We start from the raw sequence: 20,102 nt of genomic DNA on the forward strand, positions 1-20,102 counted from the left end.
TTCTGTTTCGCTATAGTACACCTAGCAAAGTAGACTGAAAGTATAAGCGATCATGCTGTCTAATACTGATATGAATCAATTGAAAAGATTAAGTTTTGTCGTGACACTGAGTTGTTTATGTTCACCTCTTGTCTTTGCAGAATCAATAGACTGTTCCAATACTGGAGCTGAGCTTAAAATCTGTTCAAAAACATTTAGTGAATCCAGAAAGCAACTCAATAATAAATATCTTTCTGCATATTTAGTTACTGATGCCCCCTTACAGCTTTTACAGGATACACAAAAGTTATGGTCTAAACATACTCAGCAATGCAAGAGTAATACATGTATTCAACAACAGTTTGATTTACGTACTGATGACTTAAATTTTTATGCTTCACTTAAGCAAACGCTTACCCAGCATTATCTTAAGTTTGAAAATGGACATATAGCAGCTCAGCCTGTACACATTCAAGTCCATCAGCTCGCGAAAGATAAAATTAAGATTGAAGGGATAGCATACCGCAATCCAAATAACCGCAAAGAAACTCAAACGATCTCATTGATGGCCTATAGTTCACCTGAACAAAAAAGTGAAATTTTAGACAATGAGCACAACTGTAAATATCAGTTTAATTTTCAAAAAGCTTTACTTAATGTGAAAACTCAGCAAAAAGGCTGTGAACGTTTTAGCGGAATCTACCGCCTATATGATTAACGCTTAAAATAAAAGCCAGTGTTTGAACACTGGCTTTTTACTTTCTACGCTGGATATTTTTGAGCAATATCCTGACCGACTAAAACTGCGGTTGCCGCAGACAAAGTCCAACCTAAATGCCCATGCCCTGTATTATAAAAAATACGAGGTTGTTTAGATTGCTTAACAACAGGCAGCATATTCGGCATCATTGGTCTTAACCCTGCCCAAGGCACCACATGCTCAGTTGAAATATCAAAGTTACGATTAACCCAATTCACTAATGGTTGAATACGATCAGCCCGTATGTCGCGGTTATAGCCATTAAACTCAGCAGTCCCTGCCACACGCAGTCGATCTTTACCTAAACGAGAAGTCACAATTTTTGCACTTTCATCTAGTAAACTCACCCAAGGAGCATTCTTTACGCTGTGCTCATCTTTTAATTGCACGGTAATTGAATAACCTTTTACTGGATACACATTTACTCGCTCACCAATCATATCGGCAAGTTGATAACTCCCTACACCACCACAAACAACAAGTACATCACCTTCTAGCTGAATGTTATCGGACTCAACCAGATAAGGATGCTCAGCACTTGGTTGACAAGTTACGACTACTTTATCTGCGCCGCACTTAATATCCATAACTTCTAGGCCGAACTTATATTGAACGCCATATTCTTTAGTCTTCTCAGCCAAAGAGGTTGAATATTTATGAATATCACCCGTCGCATCACTTGGCGTGTAATAGCCGCCGAAATAGTCACCTGTCAAAGATGGCTCTATTGTTTTCATTTCATCAGGTGAAACCGAATAGCGTTCCAATGTACCTTTGTTCAATACGTTATTAACTTGTTTAGCAATCTCGTAGTCAGCCTTACTGTGATACATATGGAGGATTCCACGTTTCTCCAAATCAAACTCAAGCTGCTCTTTTTCAGCAACTTCAAACAAACGCTTACGAGCGAGTAATGCCAAACGGACCGTCTCAATCGTATTCGCTTCATAGTTTTTAATATGTGATAGAAATTCAACTAGCCAACTATACTTATGCAGACTAAATGAAGGGTTCAACAATAGAGGAGCATCTTTTTGTCTCATCCATTTAAAGCCTTTAATCACGGTGGCTTTTTGGTTCCATACTTCGGCGTTACAAGCCGATAATTGCCCTCCATTGGCAAATGATGTTTCCATTGCAGGATATAAATGTCGATCAATCACTGTGACTTGATAACCCAGTTGCGATAATTCATAAGCAGAGGTAACCCCTGTGATTCCCGCACCTATCACAATAACATGTGGCATAACAGACTCCTCAGAAATGCAAAAACATTTCATCAGTACAGCCCATCTGTCATTGGTACCTGAGAGTTTTGACCCCAACGTTACCTTTTAACGTTTAGATCTTCCCCTTCGGTGAGTTTATAATTTATAAGTTATTGTTTTCCATTCTTATAAATCTAAGCTTCTCTCCAGATTTTTTAATTATTACAGTCCTTTTGCCTGAGAGTTTCCGGGCTTGTTGCTCCTTCGGCGGGTTCTTAATGAACCTCTCTCCCGCAATAATTTTGTATTTATATAAGCAATGTATCTGCCACATTGAAAAAAACGCATTCTTTTCTTGTAAACTTTTGTATAAGCAATCTTAAAATTATAAGGCACTGATTTAATTAGAAAATAAAAAAGGTGAATTTTTATAAATTCACCTTTTACACTTAAATTAGAGTTTTCCGTTGAGCACTTGGTCTGAAACCGTACCCTTCCATTGCTCACGCAAGGTTGGTAAGTAGAATTTCTCACCAATAGTGACCAGTTCAGCATCAATCAATGCATGAACTTCGTGCATAAAAATATAATCCAAAGCAACTAAAGAAAGCTGATGGTTCTTTTGGGCTGTTTTCTTACGTTTTACCTGTGCTTGTTTCACTAACTCATTTGCAAAGTTTTTATCTTTGTAAGCAGTAATTGCGTTTAAACGAAGCTCAATAACGCCCCATCCCGCTAATAGCTTTTTAAAAACTTCAAAATCTTTTGAGGTTGATTCCCACGTTACGTTTTCTAGATCATTATCTTCAGGTAAAACTGGTAATAATAAATCCGCTGTACTTGGGAAAATCTTTTTAAGATTTAACAGAAACTTAACCGGCTGATCACTAGGATAATCATTAAATTGCACGTGTTGCTGGGTATCTGTTAAATAAATAGAGAGCATTCAAAAATCCTTAACTAAGCAGCTGTTTTTAATAATTTTATCTCTAACTTTGCGAAATACATGCAAAACAAAAAACAATATAAAAACAGGACAAGGTGGGCATTTTAACAATTATGACGGCTTATTCAACGCCAATTCGCCATTAATTAGTGAAAGTTTCAGTCTTTGTGATAAAAAGCTCTCCGAAGAGAGCTTAACTTTAAATAGAACATCAAAAATCCGTTGTAATTCTTGGTTTCGGTTAACCTTGATATTGATCAACTTTATAATTTGGCTGATCTACAAGCAGTTCAATAAAAGACGGAATAGAGGTAGTGTTAAGCAGATAAGGATTAAACTCATCAACATGATGATAATGAAAGAACTCTTTTATTTTCGTGTTAATGGGAGCAAATTTCATACTCCAATGTTTAAATAGCCGTTGTTCGGATGGTTCTGAAAAGATGATTTCACAGTTCTGATGTCTCGAATCTTTCAAAATTAATTTATAAAATAGCGATTCGACCTGTTCTTTCTCACCTTCCAAATACTGCAAGAAGTATCCATTACCATAGTAAAGCACTCCTGTAATATCATTATGTGAATTGAATTTGACAGCTTCTGTGAGAATATCAATTAAATCTTGTTTTATTTGACTATGTTCACTATTGGTTTTACTTGCATACATAAAGCCTATTAAACTCATAGCGATACTCGAAGATAGATTTTAATGTCCATTCTGACATCTACCCTCTCTTCTTACAATGTAAGCTATTTAAAACCTTGTATTTCAAAAGTAAAGATTATTTTCTTTTTGAAAATGACAAACTTTAACAACCCGAAATCTTTTGTAAATTAATGCCAACCTAACAAGCTAATTAGACACTATTAATTTTAGTACAATTGAAAATTATCTTTAATGTATGGATGTCTAATGGAGAATCATGAAGTTATTCTTCAAGACGAACATCATAAACAGTTTAAGATTATTAAAGTTCAAGATGTTCGTTTTGATAAGAGTACCCTTAACAATAGCTACCAATGGTTATGGATATTTGATCATAGTTCAGAGTTTTTTCCATTTGAGTTATGGGATCAGCTTGATCATGCAACCATTCACCAAAAGATCAAACTTGGTAATCAAGTTTTCAGGATTATTAAGATTCTGACGAAGAAAACAAAAGTTAGGCCCTCATGAAAGATAAGTACTTAACCAAGTTAAAATCACTGTAACCAATGCTTTTGGCTGTTCCATCGGAATCATATGACCAGTATTTTTAATTATCTCAAGCTTTGCATGTCGCAATTGATCTAATAATTCTATGGCTTCTTCCTTAGAGCGCAGTTGGTCATCAGCGCCAGAAATAATTAAAGTTGGACATGTGATTTTGCTCATATCATAAGAACTTCTATCTAACATAGATTGTTTAACGAATTCTTCATAACCTAAAGCTTTCCCCATCTCTTGGATTCTTTTTACAAGAGTACGATTCTGCACATTTGATGGATGAAGTGTTTTTTCAATCGATATTGAGCTTAGCCCATGGAAATTTTTCCTAGAGTTAAGTTTAATTGCAGTTAACTTTTGATTTTTCTGCTCTTCTGTATCTGAGCGTAGTGAAGACGCTATTAAAACAAGCGCCTTAACTTTTTCAGGAAATTGCTCCACTATAGATCTGGCGATATATCCTCCAAGTGAGAATCCAATCAGTACAAAGCTTTCCGGCGCATTTTCAACAATTTTTTGAGCAATTTCTTTTATTGTTTTTCCTTCTTTTAAAGTAGCTCGAGATATATTCCACTCTTTAGGCATTTCATCTATGAGTTCATTCCAGAGAGATTCATCAAGCATATAACCAGGAATTAAAACAACTGAAAGTGTCTTTTGATTCATAAGTTTTTTAATACCTTACTTGTAAATTATAGCTAACAGCATTTTATGCTAATAAAAAATCTATAATTAGAATATTGAAGTAAAAAATAAAATCACTATATAAATTAAACAGAAATAACTGTGGAAGCACGCCAGACTAAAACATTCCCTTTTTATGCTTGAGAAGGAGGTACACATGAAAGTTAGAGCATCACGTACGTATTCCGCTTCAGCAAATAATTATTTTATTTCTAAGGAATATGATTGTACTGTTATTCCTGTAAAAGGAATGTGTTTTATAGACTCTGGTTTAACTGAGAGTGGAGTGATTGAACCAGTAGAGATTATTGAAGTGACTATAGAACCAGAATCTAACTCATATCATGTTCTTTTAGCACGCGATATACATGAGTACGAAAAAGAAGAGCTAAAAAAGAAGTTTGAAGCTATGAAATCTCATGGTTGGGAATACATAGACGGCTTACTTTGATATTTTCTAATTTCAAGATACAAGCTAAATCCTTCCACCCCAAAAGAGCCCTCATTTGAGGGCTTTTATATAAATATTAGCGCGTACACTTTTATTAATGATTTATCTGTATATACAGATAATAGAGTGCACAGCATATTGTATGCTTAAAGATTTTAAACATATTTAGCTAAGAAGTTTATTCACATTCTTTTCAATTAATTTTTTGCTTTGGTTATTAAGTATATAAAAGTATCCAATCAATCCAAAGAATATGACTGCATAAATTATGACAATCCAAATATATTTAAATATATTATCGAACAACATATGATTTAAGACATCTACATCAATATTGATACCAAAGTTATGTACATATCGACTTAAGAATAATGCAATACAATAAATCAATATTGGAACCGCAAGAACTCCTGTCCATATATTGATTTTATTTTTCTTAACTTCTAGTTTTTCAAAATCATCTTCTCCAAAATATTTTTCAACTTCAATAATTTGCTTATTCAAATCATCTTTTAATGATATAGGTAATCTGTTGTCTTTAATATGATATTGAATGTTTTTCAAGATTTCTGCACTTTCTAATGCCTCACCTAAAATTGTTAAATTTCCCATAGAAAAACCAGAATGTAATTAGTAAAACCATGGATTTTAAGGCAAATTTTATGATTAAAAGCACTTTTTAACACAAAAGTAATAAATTGAGCTGAGTTAAAAAATATTCAAAAGAAATACGAGAAGCCGAAAATGTTCCAAAGATTACTAAACATAGCTTCCTCTCACTATATTTCTCAATTTTTTAAACACTATGAGAACGACTGAACTTTTATCCTGAACTATAAGATTATCAAAAGCCAAATTTTAATAGGAGTTAAGTATTCGAATTATTAAAATAAAAAGGCACTTTCGAAATAGCTCCAAAGTGCCTTTCTATTGATTGAGATTCTAAAAATATCTTTATTTTTAGATAGATTACTTACTATTTGGTGAAACCATCTTTTCAGGTTTAACTACTTCGTCAAATTGTTCCGCTGTAACCAAACCAAGCTCAACAGCAACCTGCTTCAACGTTTTATTTTCTTTATAAGCAGTCTTTGCAACTTTTGCAGAATTTTCATAGCCGATTACTGGATTTAAAGCTGTAACTAGCATCAGAGAATTATGCAAGAAGTGATCAATCTTATCGCGATTAGGCTCAATTCCCACCGCGCAGTGATCATTAAAGCTATTACATGCATCACCAAGTAACTGAATAGATTGCAATAAGTTATAAGCAATCACTGGCATAAAGACGTTTAATTCGAAGTTACCTGAAGCACCTGCTACGTTAATGGTCGTATCATTTCCAAGCACTTGCGCAACAACCATGGTCATTGCTTCACTTTGTGTTGGGTTTACTTTCCCAGGCATAATGCTTGAACCAGGCTCATTTTCTGGAATACGGATTTCACCAAAACCACAACGAGGTCCACTTGCCAGCCAACGAATATCATTCGCGATTTTGTTTAAGCTTACAGCCAAAGTTTTTAATGCACCTGATGCAAAAACAGCGGCGTCCCGTCCTGCTAGAGCTTCAAATTTATTGGGTGCAGTTACAAAAGGTAAACCTGTGAGTAATGCAAGCTGAGCTGCTGCTTTTACTGCATAGTCGGGATGTGCATTTAATCCTGTACCTACCGCTGTGCCACCTAATGGCAACTCATATAAGCCACTCAAAGCTTGTTGTAGTCGAACCAATCCATGCTCAAGCTGTGATACATAGCCACTAAATTCTTGACCTAAGGTTAATGGAGTAGCATCTTGCAAATGGGTACGGCCAATTTTGACAATATCCTGAAACTCATCTGACTTTTTTTGCAAAGTCGCTTTAAGCTGCTCTACAGCAGGAATGAGCAACTCGTTAATTTGTAAACTTGCTGCCACGTGAATGGCCGTTGGAAATGAGTCATTTGTTGATTGAGCACGATTGACATGATCGTTTGGATGTACTGGCTTTTGAGCACCTAAAGCTTGCCCTAATTTCTGGTTTGCAATATTGGCAATCACTTCGTTACAGTTCATGTTGCTTTGCGTACCAGAACCTGTTTGCCAGACAACTAAAGGAAATTGGGAATCCCACTTGCCATCAATGACCTCTTCAGCAGCACCCACAATATATTGACTCAAATCTTGTGGTAGTTGTTCAAGTTCAGCATTGGTTATTGCAGCAGCCTTTTTTACAAAACCCATCGCTCGAATCATGGCACGGGGTAATCGTTCTTGCCCGATTTTAAAGTTCTGTAAGCTGCGTTGAGTCTGTGCCCCCCACAATGCTTCATTTGGAACTTCAATCTCACCCATAGTGTCATGTTCAATTCGTGTTTGCATAGAAACCTCGGTTATCTCAATAAAGAACTCACGGGCTGAAGCAAGTGTTTGCTCTGGCTAGTTAATTTTGAATATCGTACTCAAGCATACCAGTATTGTAAATAAGAATCATTATCTTATCTTCCATTTAAAGTATTTTGATAGAAGCGCCATTCATCTTCGATCATTTGTTTTAATGGGCGTTTCGGTGTCCATTGCAATAGTGTTTTTGCTTTCCCAATATTAGCCCCAACTTGATCTAACTCAACATGTTTATAAATTGCTGATTGTGTAGGAACTTCAGCTTGAGTAACTTGTGAAATTTCATCGAGTAATTGACGAATTGAATGAACTTGCTCATGTGCAATATTAAATGCTTCGCAACAATGCGTTTGTTCACGCAGCCAATGTAAGCTCGCAATGACTGCTTCACATAAATCTAAAACATGTAAAAAACTGCGTTCAGTCGTATGATCTGACGTTTCAGCTTGATCTTGTAATTCAATTAAATCACGTTGCATTGCTGCGACTTGCATCGCAAGCGGAACAATATTTTTAGGGAGCTGAGCGACATACTCTCCGAGTACCCCATGTTCAAATGCACCTACGATATTAGACAATCGTAAGATCGCAATTTTCCACTCATGGTCAATTTTATAAGTATCACGGATAATTTCTTCAATCATCTGTTGAGACTTAATGTAGGGATTAGGATAAGCATAATTAAATTCTTCTGTTTCACTCAATTGCAAGCCAGATTTCCCATAAGCTGCAAGGCTAGACAGATGAATGAAGTGACGAACACCCGTACGTTGCATGGCACGAAGCAAGCTCATAATGCAACTAACATTATCATTATAATATTCAAGAGGTTTAAGGTTAGATTCTTCAATTGATTTGAATCCGGCAGTATGAATAACTGCATCAATTGAATATTGCTCAAACACCTTATTCAGCGCTGGTGTATTGCGTACATCAAGTTTGACAAATGGAACGTACATACCAGAAATAAACTCTAGCCGTTCCAAAGTTTGCAAGGTTGAATTAGCCAAATTATCGACGATTACCACCTCTTGCCCTTGAGCCATTAGACTCAACGCAATGTGTGAACCGATAAAGCCTAAACCACCTGTCACTAAAATCATTGTATACTTACCTTTCTCTTAATGTATCTACGCCCATTTAGACGTATGACCATAGTGAATTCTCAATGAGTACATTACTACTAATTACCTCTGCTCCTACTTCCATTCATGCTTGGCATGCGTTAGGACTTGCTCAGGCACTCAAAAGTAAAAATGAAGACTTCCGTGTATTCTTTTACCAAGATGGCGTGCAGGTTGCTAATGATTTTCAATGGGTTCCTGACGACCAGCGTAATTTAACGCATGAATGGCAAAAGCTTGCGATTCGTCTTCCTGTTTGTGTGAGTGCTGCCCTCGCTCGTGGTATTACAGATGCAGAAAATGCCAGTCGCCATCACCTTACTCATCACAACCTTGCCAAAGACTTTGAACTTGTCGGGTTAGGTGAACTTGCTGATGCAGTACAGTCAGCATCTCGTCTTATTCAATTTTAAGTTACTTTGTTTGCTTAGATTGTTGCTTTTAAAAGGTATATTGTGTGAAATCTGTACTCGTCATTTTAAGTCAAGCCAATTTAACCAGTCTTCAAATCAATGAAAGCCTTTCCGCTACTATGGTTTTAGCAACCTTTGGCTCACCAGTCAAAGTATTATTGAAAGATGCTGCTCTTAGTCTTTTGCAAAATGATTTAAGCTTTGATCAGTTTCGTCAGGCTTTCAAAGTGGCCTCAAATATGGTCGAAAGTTTTGAGTTCTACGACTTGAGCCCAATTCTGATTGAAAGTAAAAATCAGCAGCATCCTCTTGTACAAAAAACCGAACAAGAGATTGAATTCGTTCAGTTGAATGCTGAGTTTATTCAATCTTTTGATCATGTTCTATATTGGTAGATAAAGGTGTAAGTTTAATGAATCCGTCAACACTTTATCTTGTGCAATCTTCTTACCATTCTACGCCGAAGATTATTGATGAATTACGCAATCTTTTTCAGGTAGGTGATCAAGTTGTTTTTATGGGTGATGCAACTGCACACCTTTCTGCTGAAATGATTCAACCATTTGAATCTGTTTCATGTTTAAGCATCGAAAAAGATTTAATCGATACGGATACTTTAGCTCAGATAAATGTATTAGATTACGATCAATTTGCTGATCTGGTTTTAACGTTTAATCGCTGTATTTCTCTTAAATAATATATTTAGGCTGGTTTCATGAATTTAGAATTAGACCAAGATGGTCATTTGGTTGATTACACAATCTGGAATCCTGAAGTTGCGCAAGAACTTGCCAAATCGCTTGATCTTGAACTCAACGATTGGCATTTTGAAGTTTTAGCAGCTGTACGTCAGTTTTATCAACAGTTTGGACACTCTCCAGCAACTCGTCCTCTCATTAAATTCTTAATGAAAACAGTTAGTCCAGATATTAATAATGCAGTTTTACAGCAACAATTCAATACTGGTTTAGTGGCGCGTCACTTAAGTCGTTTAGCAGGGATCCCTAAACCAGCAAATTGCTTATAAAATTAGGTAAACTTTTTGGCGGCAGCGACGCATAAAATCGTTGCTGCTGTAACCACCAACATTGACCAACTTACTTGTTCGTGTAACAAGACCGCAGCAATACCTAATCCCATTAAAGGTTGCAAGAGTTGTAGTTGGCTAATCGCAGCAATTCCTCCTTGAGCAAGCCCTTTGTACCAAAAGAAAAAACCTATCAGCATACTAAATAAAGACACATAAATAAGACCTACTAAAGCTGATGTAGATACGCTCTGAAATGAAGCCGGCATATAGAAAATTGTCAGAAATAGCATAAACGGTAGTGACAAAATTAGCGCCCAACAAATGACCTGCCACCCCCCTATTTTTCTTGAAAGAACACCGCCTTCTGCATAACCAAAGCCACAAAAAATGATCGCCATCAACATATAAAAGTCTCCTATCCCGAGTGAGGTATCACCAGAGACGAAGAACATATAAGCAAATACAACCGCGCTCCCTAAGATTGCAAATATCCAGAAAAATTGATTCGGTTTTTCGCCGCCTCTCAATACAGCAAATATTGCAGTTGCGAGAGGCAAAAGGCTAACAAAAACGATTGAATGAGCCGCATTCATGTATTGGAGAGCAAGCGCTGTAAATAGAGGAAAACCTATCACCACGCCTAAAGCAACGATGGCAAGAGGCCACCAATCTTGTTTGGCTGGTTTTTTTTGTTTTAAAACCAAAATAAGAATAAGGCCTAAAATACCTGCAATTGCCGCACGTGCCGCAGTTAGAAAACCCGGTTCGAACCCCATTACAGCTACGCGTGTTGCTGGTAGTGATCCCGCAAAAATAGCCACGCCAATAAAACCATTCACCCAGCCATTCATAAACCTAGTCATAATTTTCTCCGTCACTATACGAAGAATTTAAGCTGTGCTAAGGTGAATAAACCAGATACAAAGCAGTACAATTTAAAAGAACTGTAATGTATTAATAACCAGTACAGTTCGGATTGTAAGTCAGTGAACCAGAACAAAACCAAAATTGAAATTGTCATTTCAGAGATTGAGCAACAAATAAAAAATCGGTCTTTAATGCCTGGAGCACGCTTACCCTCCGTTCGTAAGTTAGCAAATAATCTTGGCTTTTCTGTATCAACGGTTGTAGAAGCCTATGAAAGATTAATTGCTCTAGGCAAAATCGAATCAAGAAGTGGGTCTGGATTCTATATTGTTGGTCCGCTTGCCCCTCTTTCTTTAAGCGAATTAGGTCCTAAATTAGATCGCTCAGTCGATCCATTATGGATTTCACGCCAATCTTTGGAGGCGAAAGCAGATGTTTTTAAACCCGGTTGCGGTTGGTTACCTGATGACTGGATGCCATTAGATAGTATTCGTAAAGCATTAAGATCGGCTGCAAGAAGCCCAGATGATTGTTTGATGGGTTATTCAACGCCATTAGGACTACCAGCTCTACGTGATTTACTGGCAAGACGCGCTCAAGCAAAAGGTATCAATGCAAATCTTAATCAAGTGCTTTTAACAGACTCAGGAACTCAAGCCATTGATTTAGTGTGCCGATTTTTACTAAAGCCCGATGATGTCGTTCTTATTGATGATCCTTGTTATTTCAACTTTCATGCATTGCTTAAAGTCCATCAAGTCAAAGTTATTGGTATTCCCTACACACCAACAGGCCCTGACTTAAAGGCATTTAAAGAAGCAATTGAGACTTACAATCCACGTCTTTATATCACCAACTCAGGAATTCACAATCCAACTGGTGCGACACTGTCTCTTGCTACAGCCCATCAACTTTTAAAACTCATTGAACAATCCAATTTGATTGTCGTTGAAGATGATATTTTTTCAGATTTTGAATATAGCCCTGCTCCTCGGCTTGCTGCTTTGGATAATCTTTCACGTGTCATTTTTATTGGGAGTTTTTCTAAAACGTTATCAGCATCTATTCGTTGTGGTTATATTATTGCTAAACCAGAATGGATTGATCAGCTCACAGACCTGAAAATTGCCACAAGCTTTTCTCACAATGGTGTATCAGCTGAAGTTTTATTAAGTGCTTTAACAGATGGGTCTTATCGTAAACATATAGAATTATTAAAGGTCCGATTAGCAAAAGCAATGCACGATACCATTACTCAGTTAGGACCTTTGGGTATAAAACCATGGATTAAGCCTCAAGCTGGAATTTTTGTTTGGTGTCATTTGCCAAAGGGAGTTGAAGCTTCAGAAATTGCGAAATATTGTATTAATCATCAGGTTATTCTTGCACCAGGAAACGCGTTTAGCCAAGCTTCCAATGCTGGTCAATTCATACGCTTTAATGTAACACAGTCAAATCATGACCATATCTATAAGACTCTGGCTGATGCGATTCAACTAGAGTCTTTATAATTGATAGTAAGAGAAATTAAGCTTGTTTCTGTTTTTGCTGCATATATGCAAAATAACCCGGCCCAGCTGAAACCTGAACTTGTTTTGCATGTAAAGGTTCACGGCAAACCGAACATGCCATGACTGGTTCAAATTTATGACCACAAGTTTTATGACGATATTCTAAAGGTTTGCCTAAACCTTGATCCATCCATTTATCTGCCCAATTCGCCATAGACAAAATAATTGGATAAAGCTCAAAACCTTTATCAGTCAATTTATATTCAAAGCGTTCCTGCCGATCAAAATAAGGAGCTTTGGCTAAAATTTCATATTCAACCAAACGCTTTAAACGATCTGAAAGGACATGACGAGTTACACCTAATGATTTTTGAAAATCATCAAAGCGGCGTATTCCCATAAAAGCATTACGTAATATTAGCATCGTCCATCGATCGCCAATCACTGATAGCATACGAGCAACCGAACAAGGTTGATCACCGATGTCATCCCATTTCATCTTTATGCGTTCCTCGATATTTCCTAGCCTAATGGCCCTATTGTTTATACCCTAAACCACTTACTACGAGTTATGCAAGATTCATTATAAAAATAACTTCTTATCAACTTTATAAAAGAATTTTTATTATAAAAAAATAGAAAGCTATTATATAAATTCACTTAACAAATATAACTCACCCAATTGTATAGTGAGTTATATCTATTATTATTCATCATTAATTTGAGATGAATACACCCTTCAAAATATGACCTGCTTCTAGTTTCACACTTGCTGGGATTCGCACCAGACAATTGGCCTGCATTAAATTACTGAGCATGTGTGATTGCTGTTTTGTCAGACTTTTAACTTTAAGTTGTCCATTGTCAAAATAAGCATGCATTCTTAGAAAACGTTCACGCGCATCTTCTTTTAAATCGTGATCTAAAATTGCACTAAACCACACTGGCCCAGCTTGGTTTCCCTGCAAAGTGTCAAGCAATGCTTTACCGTAAACCTGCATAGACACATAGACCGCAGCAGGATTACCGGGCAACCCAAGTAAATAACAGTGGTGATCTGATTCTGGATGAGAATATTCAGCAAAAAAGAGTGGCTTACCTGGCTTTTGTTTTACTTTCCAAAAGATCTGCTCAAAACCAACTTCAAAAGCACATGGCCGAACAAAATCATAGTCTCCAACAGAGACTCCACCGGTGGTTATAACCACATCATGGCTATCTTTTAATTGGTCGAAATATTGTGTGACCTGTGCTGCCTCATCTGCTACATGAATGAGTTCAACATCTAAACCATAATCTTCAAACCAAGCTTTTAGTAATGGGCCATTCGCATCAAAGATTTTACCTTCAGCTAGATCTTCTGCTGTTTCGGCAACTTCATCACCCGTGATCAAAACAGCGACCTTCGGTGCACGATAGACTTCAACAGTTTGCACACCCGCCATACTTAAGGCAGCCAAACTTCCAATATTCAAAAATTGTCCAACTTGCGCAAGTAACTGCCCTTGCTGGATTTCTTCGCCAGTAAAACGAATATCAGCTTGAGGACGTATATGCTCCGTTAAACAAATCTCTTGAGGCGAAACAACCGATACGATTTCTTGCCGAGCTACATGCGTTGTCCCTTCAGGAATTTTGCCGCCAGTAAATATGCGAATCGCTTGACCTCCACTCAAAATGTCATGACTTTCGCTTCCGGCACGAATCTCGCCAGCAACCTGAAACTTCTGATTATTTAAATCTTCAGCATGACAACAAAGTGCATAGCCATCCACAGCACTTTGAGAAAAGCTTGGTAGGTTAATTTCTGAATAAATTTCTTTAGAAAGATATCTACTTAGGCTATTTTGAAGAGGTTGCTGAATTGAACCTAATTTTTTAGGTCGGTTACTAATCAGCTCAATTGCTTCATCTACGCTAATCAACCCACGTTCTGCACCACAACCTGACATTATTCATAGCCTCCCGGATGTGGTAGATCACGGCAAACATCAAAAATATGCACTAAGGCAGGTAAAATAGCAGCCATTGATTCGCTTGCTCCACCACGACTTCCCGGTAAAGTCACCACTAAAGAACGATCAATAAAACCAGCTACTCCACGCGACATTGCAGCATATGGCGTGCGTTTTTGTCCAAATGAACGAGCAGCTTCCATTAAACCATCTAACTTACGCTCAAGAAGCGGTTCTAATGTGTCGACCGTAATGTCACGCTTACCAATTCCAGTTCCACCAACCGTCATAATACAAGCATATGATTTGCTCAACTCAAGCACTAAGTTTTTTAAAGTATCCGCCTCGTCTGGCAAAATTTGGTAATGAATCGGATCGAATCCTGCCTCTGTTAAAGTTTCAACCACAGATTTTCCGGCAGTATCGGGCTTTCTACCCGCTGCGACGGTATCGGACAACACAATAACCGCAGCCGAAACGGGTTGACGAAGAACTCGCTTAAAGTGTGATTTCCCACCTTTTTTCTTAAGCAATTTACATTGATCCATCCAGAGCTCTTCTGGTTCACAATGTGGTTTTAACATGTCGTAAATGGTTAAACCTGCGAGACTGGCAGCCGTTAAGGCCTCCATCTCTACGCCAGTTGGACCAATGGTTTCAACTACGGCAACGATCTTTACAAAATCATGTTCTAGTTGATATTCAACATCTGCCCGATAAATCGGCAGTGGATGACATAAAGGAATCAGCTCATCAGTACGTTTTGCTGCCAAAATTCCTGCAACACGTGCGGTTTTTAATGCATCACCTTTTTCCGTATTCCCTTGTCTTAATAACTCAATACAGTGCGGTGGTGCATATAAAATAGCTTGTGCTTCAGCAACACGATAACTTTCCGGCTTCATTCCTACGTTTTTCATTATTTATCCTAGTCTTGCTTATTTCAGTGTGAGTGTTCATGGCCGGCATGATTGTGATGCTTGTGTTCGTGCGGTGCATCCTTACGAATACAGCAGCCCTCTACATAATGACTCGTGCCATCTGTAAAGAACTCTTCTTTAAACACAGGCACTTCATGCTTTACCCGCTCAACCGCTTCTTCGCATGCTTGAAAAGCTTCACGGCGATGAGCTGCATAAGCAATTGCAATGATTGCTGTTTCACCGACATCTAGATGCCCAATCCGATGAACAACTCGCACATAAGATACCTGATACTTTTTCTCAATTTCCAGTTCAATTTCACGTATCATTTTTTCAGAAAGCGGTTTATACGAGGTATATTTCAGTGCTTTAACAGCTTTACCTTCATGATGATTACGAACCGTACCCATAAAAATATCAATTCCACCGCATTCAGGAAATGATTCAATAGGATCAAAGGTATCAAGGCTTAAAGCCTGCTCTTGTATACGTGCAAAATCTCGCATGGCTTAGCCTCCTGCAACTGGTGATAATAAAACCAAAGTACATGGCTCACTTAAGGCAGATTGTCTGGTTATAACGTTATCCTCTATCGCACATGCACATTTTTCCATGGCCTGTGTGCATTCCGGATGTAAAGTCACAATTTGATCTAAGACATCTTTCACTAAAATATTGGTAGGACAAACGATCGAAAGATTTTGGGGAAGCAATTTTTCAATTGCACCGAATGATTCGATTTTAATTTGGATAGATTGCTGCATTTATCCCCCAAGCATATGCATACTGATTTTACGGGTTTGTTGATGTTGTAAGGCATGAAAGCCTTTAGCTTTATGCCAGATATATGGATGGACCAAATTCTTTAAATTTTGGATATACATATCGTATTCTGGTGTACGTTGTTTACTTACCAGCGTTTGAAGTTGTGGTTTAATATTTAAACCCTGCGGTGCAAATAAACAGTTATAGAGTTCACCTTGTGCCGTTAGTCGTATACGGTCACATTGATGGCAAAATGAATGAGTAATGGTAGAAATGATGCCTAGCGCGTAGCTATTGTTAAGTAAATATTGGCGTGCTGGCTCATGTTGCTGCTCGATGACTTGTACCGAATAATGCGGTTGTAATGTCTGTAAAATTTCTGCTTCACTCACCACATCTCTATTTGACCAAAGTGCATCACCATCAAGTGGCATGAATTCAATAAAACGTAGCGGAATATGATTGGCGATAGACCATTTCACCATCGGTAGAATTTGATCGTCATTTTTATCTTTCATTAACACGCAGTTCATTTTAAAAGGTAACCCTGCATCTTTTGCAGCTTGAATACCCTCAAGAACTGGTTCTAACTTTTTCTTAGTGAGCTCTTTAAATTGAATCGGATCTAGGCTATCTAAACTAATATTTAAATCATCTAGACCAACATCTTTTAATTGCTGAGCGTATTTTGCAAGATAATGTCCATTAGTGGTCATTGAAATACGCTTTAAACCTAATGCTTTTAAAGCTTGTAAATCGCGAATGAAATGAACAATACCTTGACGCATTAATGGTTCACCACCCGTAATACGGATGCTTTCAATACCTTGTTGCACCATAAAACTGCAAAACTGAAAGAGCGCCTCAAAACTAAGCAAATCTTGTTTATTTAGCCATTCAGGATGTTCAGGCATGCAATACACACACTTAAAATTACAGCGATCAGTTACTGAAATACGTAACTTTCGCTTGATACGCCCATATTGATCTTGCAAAAGCATTGGCGCAGTTTCAGAGTGATATTGTTTCATTATTTGCACTCATATCGAGAACAGTTCAAATATTGCAAGCACTCATTAAGAGCAATTAAACTTTTAAAATTGCGTCTTAGTAGTGCTTTATCTTTATTGCAAAATTTGTTCCAATTCTATTTATCATCCATAACTTTTTGGGTTGTATTTGAAATTTCGGCCGTACCGTTTTAGCTCAAACTTTAAAGCTTTACAAAATCAGTGCGGCGTCAACCTTTTATATGCCCTACTTTATTTCTAGCACTTTTCTAAACGGATGGGTACATATTTATGGTAAGGCGTTTTAGATAAAGGGTCACAATGCTCACCAGAAATGAGCATGTTTAATTGTGGTCCAATAGGTTCCCCACCTTGAAAGCGCATGCCATAACCATGTGGAAGCGAAACAACTCCTTTTCGCATTCCCTCATCAAAATCTACAGTAACCTGAATTTCTCCATGTTGTGAGATACATTTGATTTGATCACCCATAGCTACATTTAAGGCCTCTGCATCTTCAGGATGAATTCGTAAAGCTCCTTCAGCATCTACTTTTCGCCAAGCCGGGTCACGGTAAATTTGATTAGCGTTATAACTACGTCGCTCACCCGACAAAAGGATAAAAGGAAATTCTTCAACATTCACCTCATGGCTTTTCAAGGTTGTGAGTTCACTTAACATTTCGGGAATCGCAAGACGTACTTTCTTATCTTTATAAGCAACCAATTTCCAGACTTCATCATATTCATGTTGTGATAAAACCATACCTGAACGTTGCTTTAATATCTGCTCAAATAGTTTAACACCTTGTGTTAATGGATTACCCTTATAACCTGCACGACGTACCGCTTTGGTGTGTAAAACAGCATATTGAATCGACAGAGGCAATAAAAAAGCAACTGAACCAGCTGATTTTTCTAAGTGTTTACCTAAAGTGCGATAGAGAATTGAGGCTGCAAAAGGAATGTATTTTTTATTTCGTGCAAAAGTAAGTCCCAATGCCGATAGGTAAGGTAAATAGGCTGTTTTTTTCGAGTCGACTGAAGCTATTTTTTCTAAAATTGGAAAGCGTTTTGGAATCACCTGCATAGCTTCAAGTAATCGTGTATAAATTTCTGCCTCTGGCAAAGTATTCGTTTGAGCGGCCAATACAGGATGCCTGAGGTGAAAACCATTTTTAGGAAACTCAAGATTAAAGCCAGTAAATTCCCATTTTTCAAACTGGGTATGCGCTGGCAAAATGTAGTCCGCAAGCCTAGCGGTTTCCGTCATGGCAACATCCACCACAACCAACAAATCTAATGCTTTCAATGCTTCCTCATAGGCTGGTGTATCAGGATAAGTTAATAACGGGTTACAGCTATCTACAAAAACTGCGCGAATTCGCTTTTCCCCTGCTTTTAGGATTTCATCGGGTAAAATATTAGGCGGGAAAAACCCGGAAATCGGGAACATTTTATGGTAAACACTACGACGATATTTCGGCTTTCTTTCATCTGTATCGCTTAAGATTGGAATAAACATAGTATGCAGATTATTGGTACCTTGCTTTCCAAAGTTTCCAGTCAGTAAGTACAGTAGTTTTTCTAAATATCCGTTTAATGTAGTATTTAAAGTATGTTGAATGCCTAAATCAATACGTACACAGCCTCTTTTCGCCTTGGCAAAATCTCGAACGACTTGGTAAATCAAATCGACTGGAACATCAGCTTTAGCAATATAATCTTCAATCGGGACATGGTTAAATACTGTTTTTACGTCGTCAAATCCTTGCGTATGTTGCTCAATAAATGCTTCGTCATAAAGCTTTTCTTTAATAATGATCGCAATCATAGCCGACATTAAAAAAGCATCAGTCCCTGGTTTTAGCTGCACATGAATGTCTGCTTGTTTGGCCGTTTCGGTAACACGCGGGTCAAACACGACCATGGTTCGATTCGGATCTTTCTTAATATGTTTTAGGGTATCTCTTGCGTTAGGAATGCCATGGGCCTGAAAAGGATTTGTCCCAATGAAAAGTACATAATCTGCGTGTTCAACATCTTCTGTGGTATGGCAAGCTTGACTACCGAATAGGCGGCCATTGAGCCAGAAATCACCTGTTTTTTCTTGAGCAAGTGAGTTATAAGCATAATAACTTTTCATGGCCAGCAAAAGCTGTCGGCCATACGCTGCGCCGAGGTGGTTACCCTGACCGCCGCCCCCAACAGAAGCAAAAGCAGTCCCGCCAAAATCATCTCTAATCTGAACTAAACAATCAGCAATTTCTTGTATGGCTACATCCCAACTCACTTCTTGAAATGATCCATCAGGTTGACGTTTTAAAGGTGTAGTCAAACGGTCTGCGTGTTGCTGGTAATGTTGTAATCTGGCAGCTTTTTGGCAAATGTAGCCTTGAGAAAATGGATGTTCGGGATCACCTTTAATTTTGACAAACTGGTTATCTTTAATTTCAACACTTAAACCGCAGTTTCTAGAACATAAGATACATGCGGTCACATCTGTTTTACTTTGCTGAGCTGTGTCCATCATTTTTCTGGCTCCGTTTATTTTTATACATCTAGCTAGAATTAAAATAACAAGTTCCAAAATAGAACTTAAATAATAAATAGTCAACCGTATAAAGATTAAAAATATAGTTCACTCGGCCAATCGTTAAATGACAATTGATGTGAGATTTTTGACACATATTTCAGAATTTTAAAAAGAATTTATATATCAATCACAAATTTCAAATGAACTTAGGTATTACAATAATGAAAACAAACATGGAGATGATGCTGTTGCATTAATTCTAGCTTGGTTCACTAGTTTACATTTAGCTTGTAAGATTGAGTTTACCCCTATCCCATCTAAGGATGGGGATAGAGTTAAATTTTGATGA

Annotated in this window: 23 protein-coding genes and 1 riboswitch; of the genes, 8 read left to right on the top strand and 15 right to left on the bottom strand. The window is 37.5% G+C overall.

Translation table 11 applies throughout. The features are described 5' to 3' along the window. Positions 1-52: 52 nt before the first annotated feature. Entirely contained in the window at positions 53-697 is a 645-nt protein-coding gene (locus J536_RS09655; RefSeq protein ID WP_016140721.1) for a hypothetical protein, read from the top strand. A 44-nt stretch (positions 698-741) separates the two neighbouring features. On the opposite strand, the gene J536_RS09660 is transcribed toward J536_RS09655, so the two are convergent. From J536_RS09660 to J536_RS09670, 3 genes are all read right to left on the bottom strand, one after another. Then, complete coding sequence (locus tag J536_RS09660; protein WP_032062773.1) at positions 742-1,986, bottom strand: D-amino acid dehydrogenase; 1,245 nt, start codon at positions 1,984-1,986, stop codon at positions 742-744. A gap of 176 nt (positions 1,987-2,162) precedes the next feature. After that, a riboswitch (glycine riboswitch) is annotated at positions 2,163-2,251 on the bottom strand. A gap of 150 nt (positions 2,252-2,401) precedes the next feature. Next, positions 2,402-2,893 (bottom strand): hypothetical protein, encoded by a 492-nt coding sequence (locus J536_RS09665; RefSeq protein WP_002115670.1) that lies wholly within the window; start codon positions 2,891-2,893, stop codon positions 2,402-2,404. Positions 2,894-3,134: 241 nt separating this feature from the next. Continuing rightward, complete coding sequence (locus J536_RS09670; protein WP_032055894.1) at positions 3,135-3,578, bottom strand: BLUF domain-containing protein; 444 nt, start codon at positions 3,576-3,578, stop codon at positions 3,135-3,137. A 228-nt stretch (positions 3,579-3,806) separates the two neighbouring features. On the opposite strand from J536_RS09670, the gene J536_RS09675 reads away from it, so the two are divergent. Further along, a complete protein-coding gene (locus J536_RS09675) occupies positions 3,807-4,070 on the top strand; it encodes a hypothetical protein (protein ID WP_032055893.1) in 264 nt (87 codons plus the stop codon). Here the strand turns inward: J536_RS09675 and J536_RS09680 are convergent. Then, positions 4,065-4,766, bottom strand: a complete 702-nt coding sequence (locus tag J536_RS09680) for an alpha/beta fold hydrolase (RefSeq protein WP_032055891.1) — start codon at positions 4,764-4,766, stop codon at positions 4,065-4,067. The genes J536_RS09675 and J536_RS09680 overlap by 6 nt on opposite strands. 175 nt (positions 4,767-4,941) lie before the next feature. Here J536_RS09680 and J536_RS09685 point away from each other — a divergent pair, with 175 nt between their 5' ends. After that, positions 4,942-5,235 carry a hypothetical protein gene (locus J536_RS09685; protein WP_002115649.1) on the top strand — a complete coding sequence of 98 codons (294 nt, stop codon included), beginning with the start codon at positions 4,942-4,944 and terminating at the stop codon, positions 5,233-5,235. A 165-nt stretch (positions 5,236-5,400) separates the two neighbouring features. Here the strand turns inward: J536_RS09685 and J536_RS09690 are convergent, their stop codons facing one another. The 3 genes from J536_RS09690 to galE form a co-directional block, all read right to left on the bottom strand. Continuing rightward, a complete protein-coding gene (locus J536_RS09690) occupies positions 5,401-5,847 on the bottom strand; it encodes a DUF6097 family protein (RefSeq protein ID WP_032062774.1) in 447 nt (148 codons plus the stop codon). A 357-nt stretch (positions 5,848-6,204) separates the two neighbouring features. Then, the gene (gene fumC / locus J536_RS09695; protein ID WP_017385986.1) at positions 6,205-7,599 is read right to left on the bottom strand and encodes a class II fumarate hydratase; all 1,395 of its coding nucleotides are present in this window, start codon (positions 7,597-7,599) and stop codon (positions 6,205-6,207) included. A 116-nt stretch (positions 7,600-7,715) separates the two neighbouring features. Further along, the gene (gene galE, locus J536_RS09700) at positions 7,716-8,723 is read right to left on the bottom strand and encodes a UDP-glucose 4-epimerase GalE (protein WP_032062776.1); all 1,008 of its coding nucleotides are present in this window, start codon (positions 8,721-8,723) and stop codon (positions 7,716-7,718) included. A 65-nt stretch (positions 8,724-8,788) separates the two neighbouring features. Between galE and tusD the strand changes: the two genes are divergently transcribed. Genes tusD through J536_RS09720 form a run of 4 tightly spaced genes read left to right on the top strand, consistent with a single transcriptional unit; the run spans position 8,789 to position 10,184 of the window. Then, positions 8,789-9,157: a sulfurtransferase complex subunit TusD gene (tusD, locus tag J536_RS09705; RefSeq protein WP_002115623.1), complete on the top strand. Its 369-nt coding sequence runs from the start codon at positions 8,789-8,791 to the stop codon at positions 9,155-9,157. 44 nt (positions 9,158-9,201) lie between these two features. Beyond that, the gene (locus J536_RS09710; protein ID WP_017385985.1) at positions 9,202-9,552 is read left to right on the top strand and encodes a hypothetical protein; all 351 of its coding nucleotides are present in this window, start codon (positions 9,202-9,204) and stop codon (positions 9,550-9,552) included. A gap of 17 nt (positions 9,553-9,569) precedes the next feature. After that, complete coding sequence (locus tag J536_RS09715; protein ID WP_032062777.1) at positions 9,570-9,854, top strand: DsrH like protein; 285 nt, start codon at positions 9,570-9,572, stop codon at positions 9,852-9,854. Positions 9,855-9,872: 18 nt separating this feature from the next. Next, entirely contained in the window at positions 9,873-10,184 is a 312-nt protein-coding gene (locus tag J536_RS09720) for a TusE/DsrC/DsvC family sulfur relay protein (protein WP_032062779.1), read from the top strand. A gap of 2 nt (positions 10,185-10,186) precedes the next feature. On the opposite strand, the gene J536_RS09725 is transcribed toward J536_RS09720, so the two are convergent. Then, a complete protein-coding gene (locus tag J536_RS09725) occupies positions 10,187-11,050 on the bottom strand; it encodes a DMT family transporter (RefSeq protein ID WP_032062781.1) in 864 nt (287 codons plus the stop codon). Positions 11,051-11,173: 123 nt separating this feature from the next. On the opposite strand from J536_RS09725, the gene J536_RS09730 reads away from it, so the two are divergent. Further along, positions 11,174-12,565 (top strand): PLP-dependent aminotransferase family protein, encoded by a 1,392-nt coding sequence (locus tag J536_RS09730; protein ID WP_032062783.1) that lies wholly within the window; start codon positions 11,174-11,176, stop codon positions 12,563-12,565. 16 nt (positions 12,566-12,581) lie between these two features. Here J536_RS09730 and J536_RS09735 read toward each other — a convergent pair whose 3' ends face one another. From J536_RS09735 to J536_RS09765, 7 genes are all read right to left on the bottom strand, one after another. After that, on the bottom strand, positions 12,582-13,064 hold the full coding sequence (locus J536_RS09735) for a winged helix-turn-helix transcriptional regulator (protein WP_032062785.1): 483 nt from the start codon (positions 13,062-13,064) through the stop codon (positions 12,582-12,584). Between the two features lie 217 nt (positions 13,065-13,281). Then, the gene (locus J536_RS09740) at positions 13,282-14,517 is read right to left on the bottom strand and encodes a molybdopterin molybdotransferase MoeA (RefSeq protein WP_032062786.1); all 1,236 of its coding nucleotides are present in this window, start codon (positions 14,515-14,517) and stop codon (positions 13,282-13,284) included. After that, positions 14,517-15,440, bottom strand: coding sequence for a bifunctional molybdenum cofactor biosynthesis protein MoaC/MoaB (gene moaCB, locus J536_RS09745; RefSeq protein WP_032062787.1), 924 nt, complete (start codon positions 15,438-15,440; stop codon positions 14,517-14,519). The genes J536_RS09740 and moaCB overlap by 1 nt, the downstream gene beginning before the upstream one ends. Positions 15,441-15,463: 23 nt before the next feature. Next, entirely contained in the window at positions 15,464-15,949 is a 486-nt protein-coding gene (locus J536_RS09750; protein WP_032062788.1) for a molybdenum cofactor biosynthesis protein MoaE, read from the bottom strand. A gap of 3 nt (positions 15,950-15,952) precedes the next feature. After that, positions 15,953-16,207: a MoaD/ThiS family protein gene (locus J536_RS09755; protein ID WP_031962498.1), complete on the bottom strand. Its 255-nt coding sequence runs from the start codon at positions 16,205-16,207 to the stop codon at positions 15,953-15,955. After that, a complete protein-coding gene (gene moaA, locus J536_RS09760; protein ID WP_081404111.1) occupies positions 16,208-17,248 on the bottom strand; it encodes a GTP 3',8-cyclase MoaA in 1,041 nt (346 codons plus the stop codon). Positions 17,249-17,476: 228 nt separating this feature from the next. Next, complete coding sequence (locus J536_RS09765) at positions 17,477-19,750, bottom strand: molybdopterin-dependent oxidoreductase (protein WP_032062792.1); 2,274 nt, start codon at positions 19,748-19,750, stop codon at positions 17,477-17,479. Between the last annotated feature and the right edge of the window lie 352 nt (positions 19,751-20,102).

Source organism: Acinetobacter sp. 809848 (assembly GCF_000581275.1).
Classification (GTDB): Bacteria; Pseudomonadota; Gammaproteobacteria; order Pseudomonadales; family Moraxellaceae; genus Acinetobacter; species Acinetobacter pittii.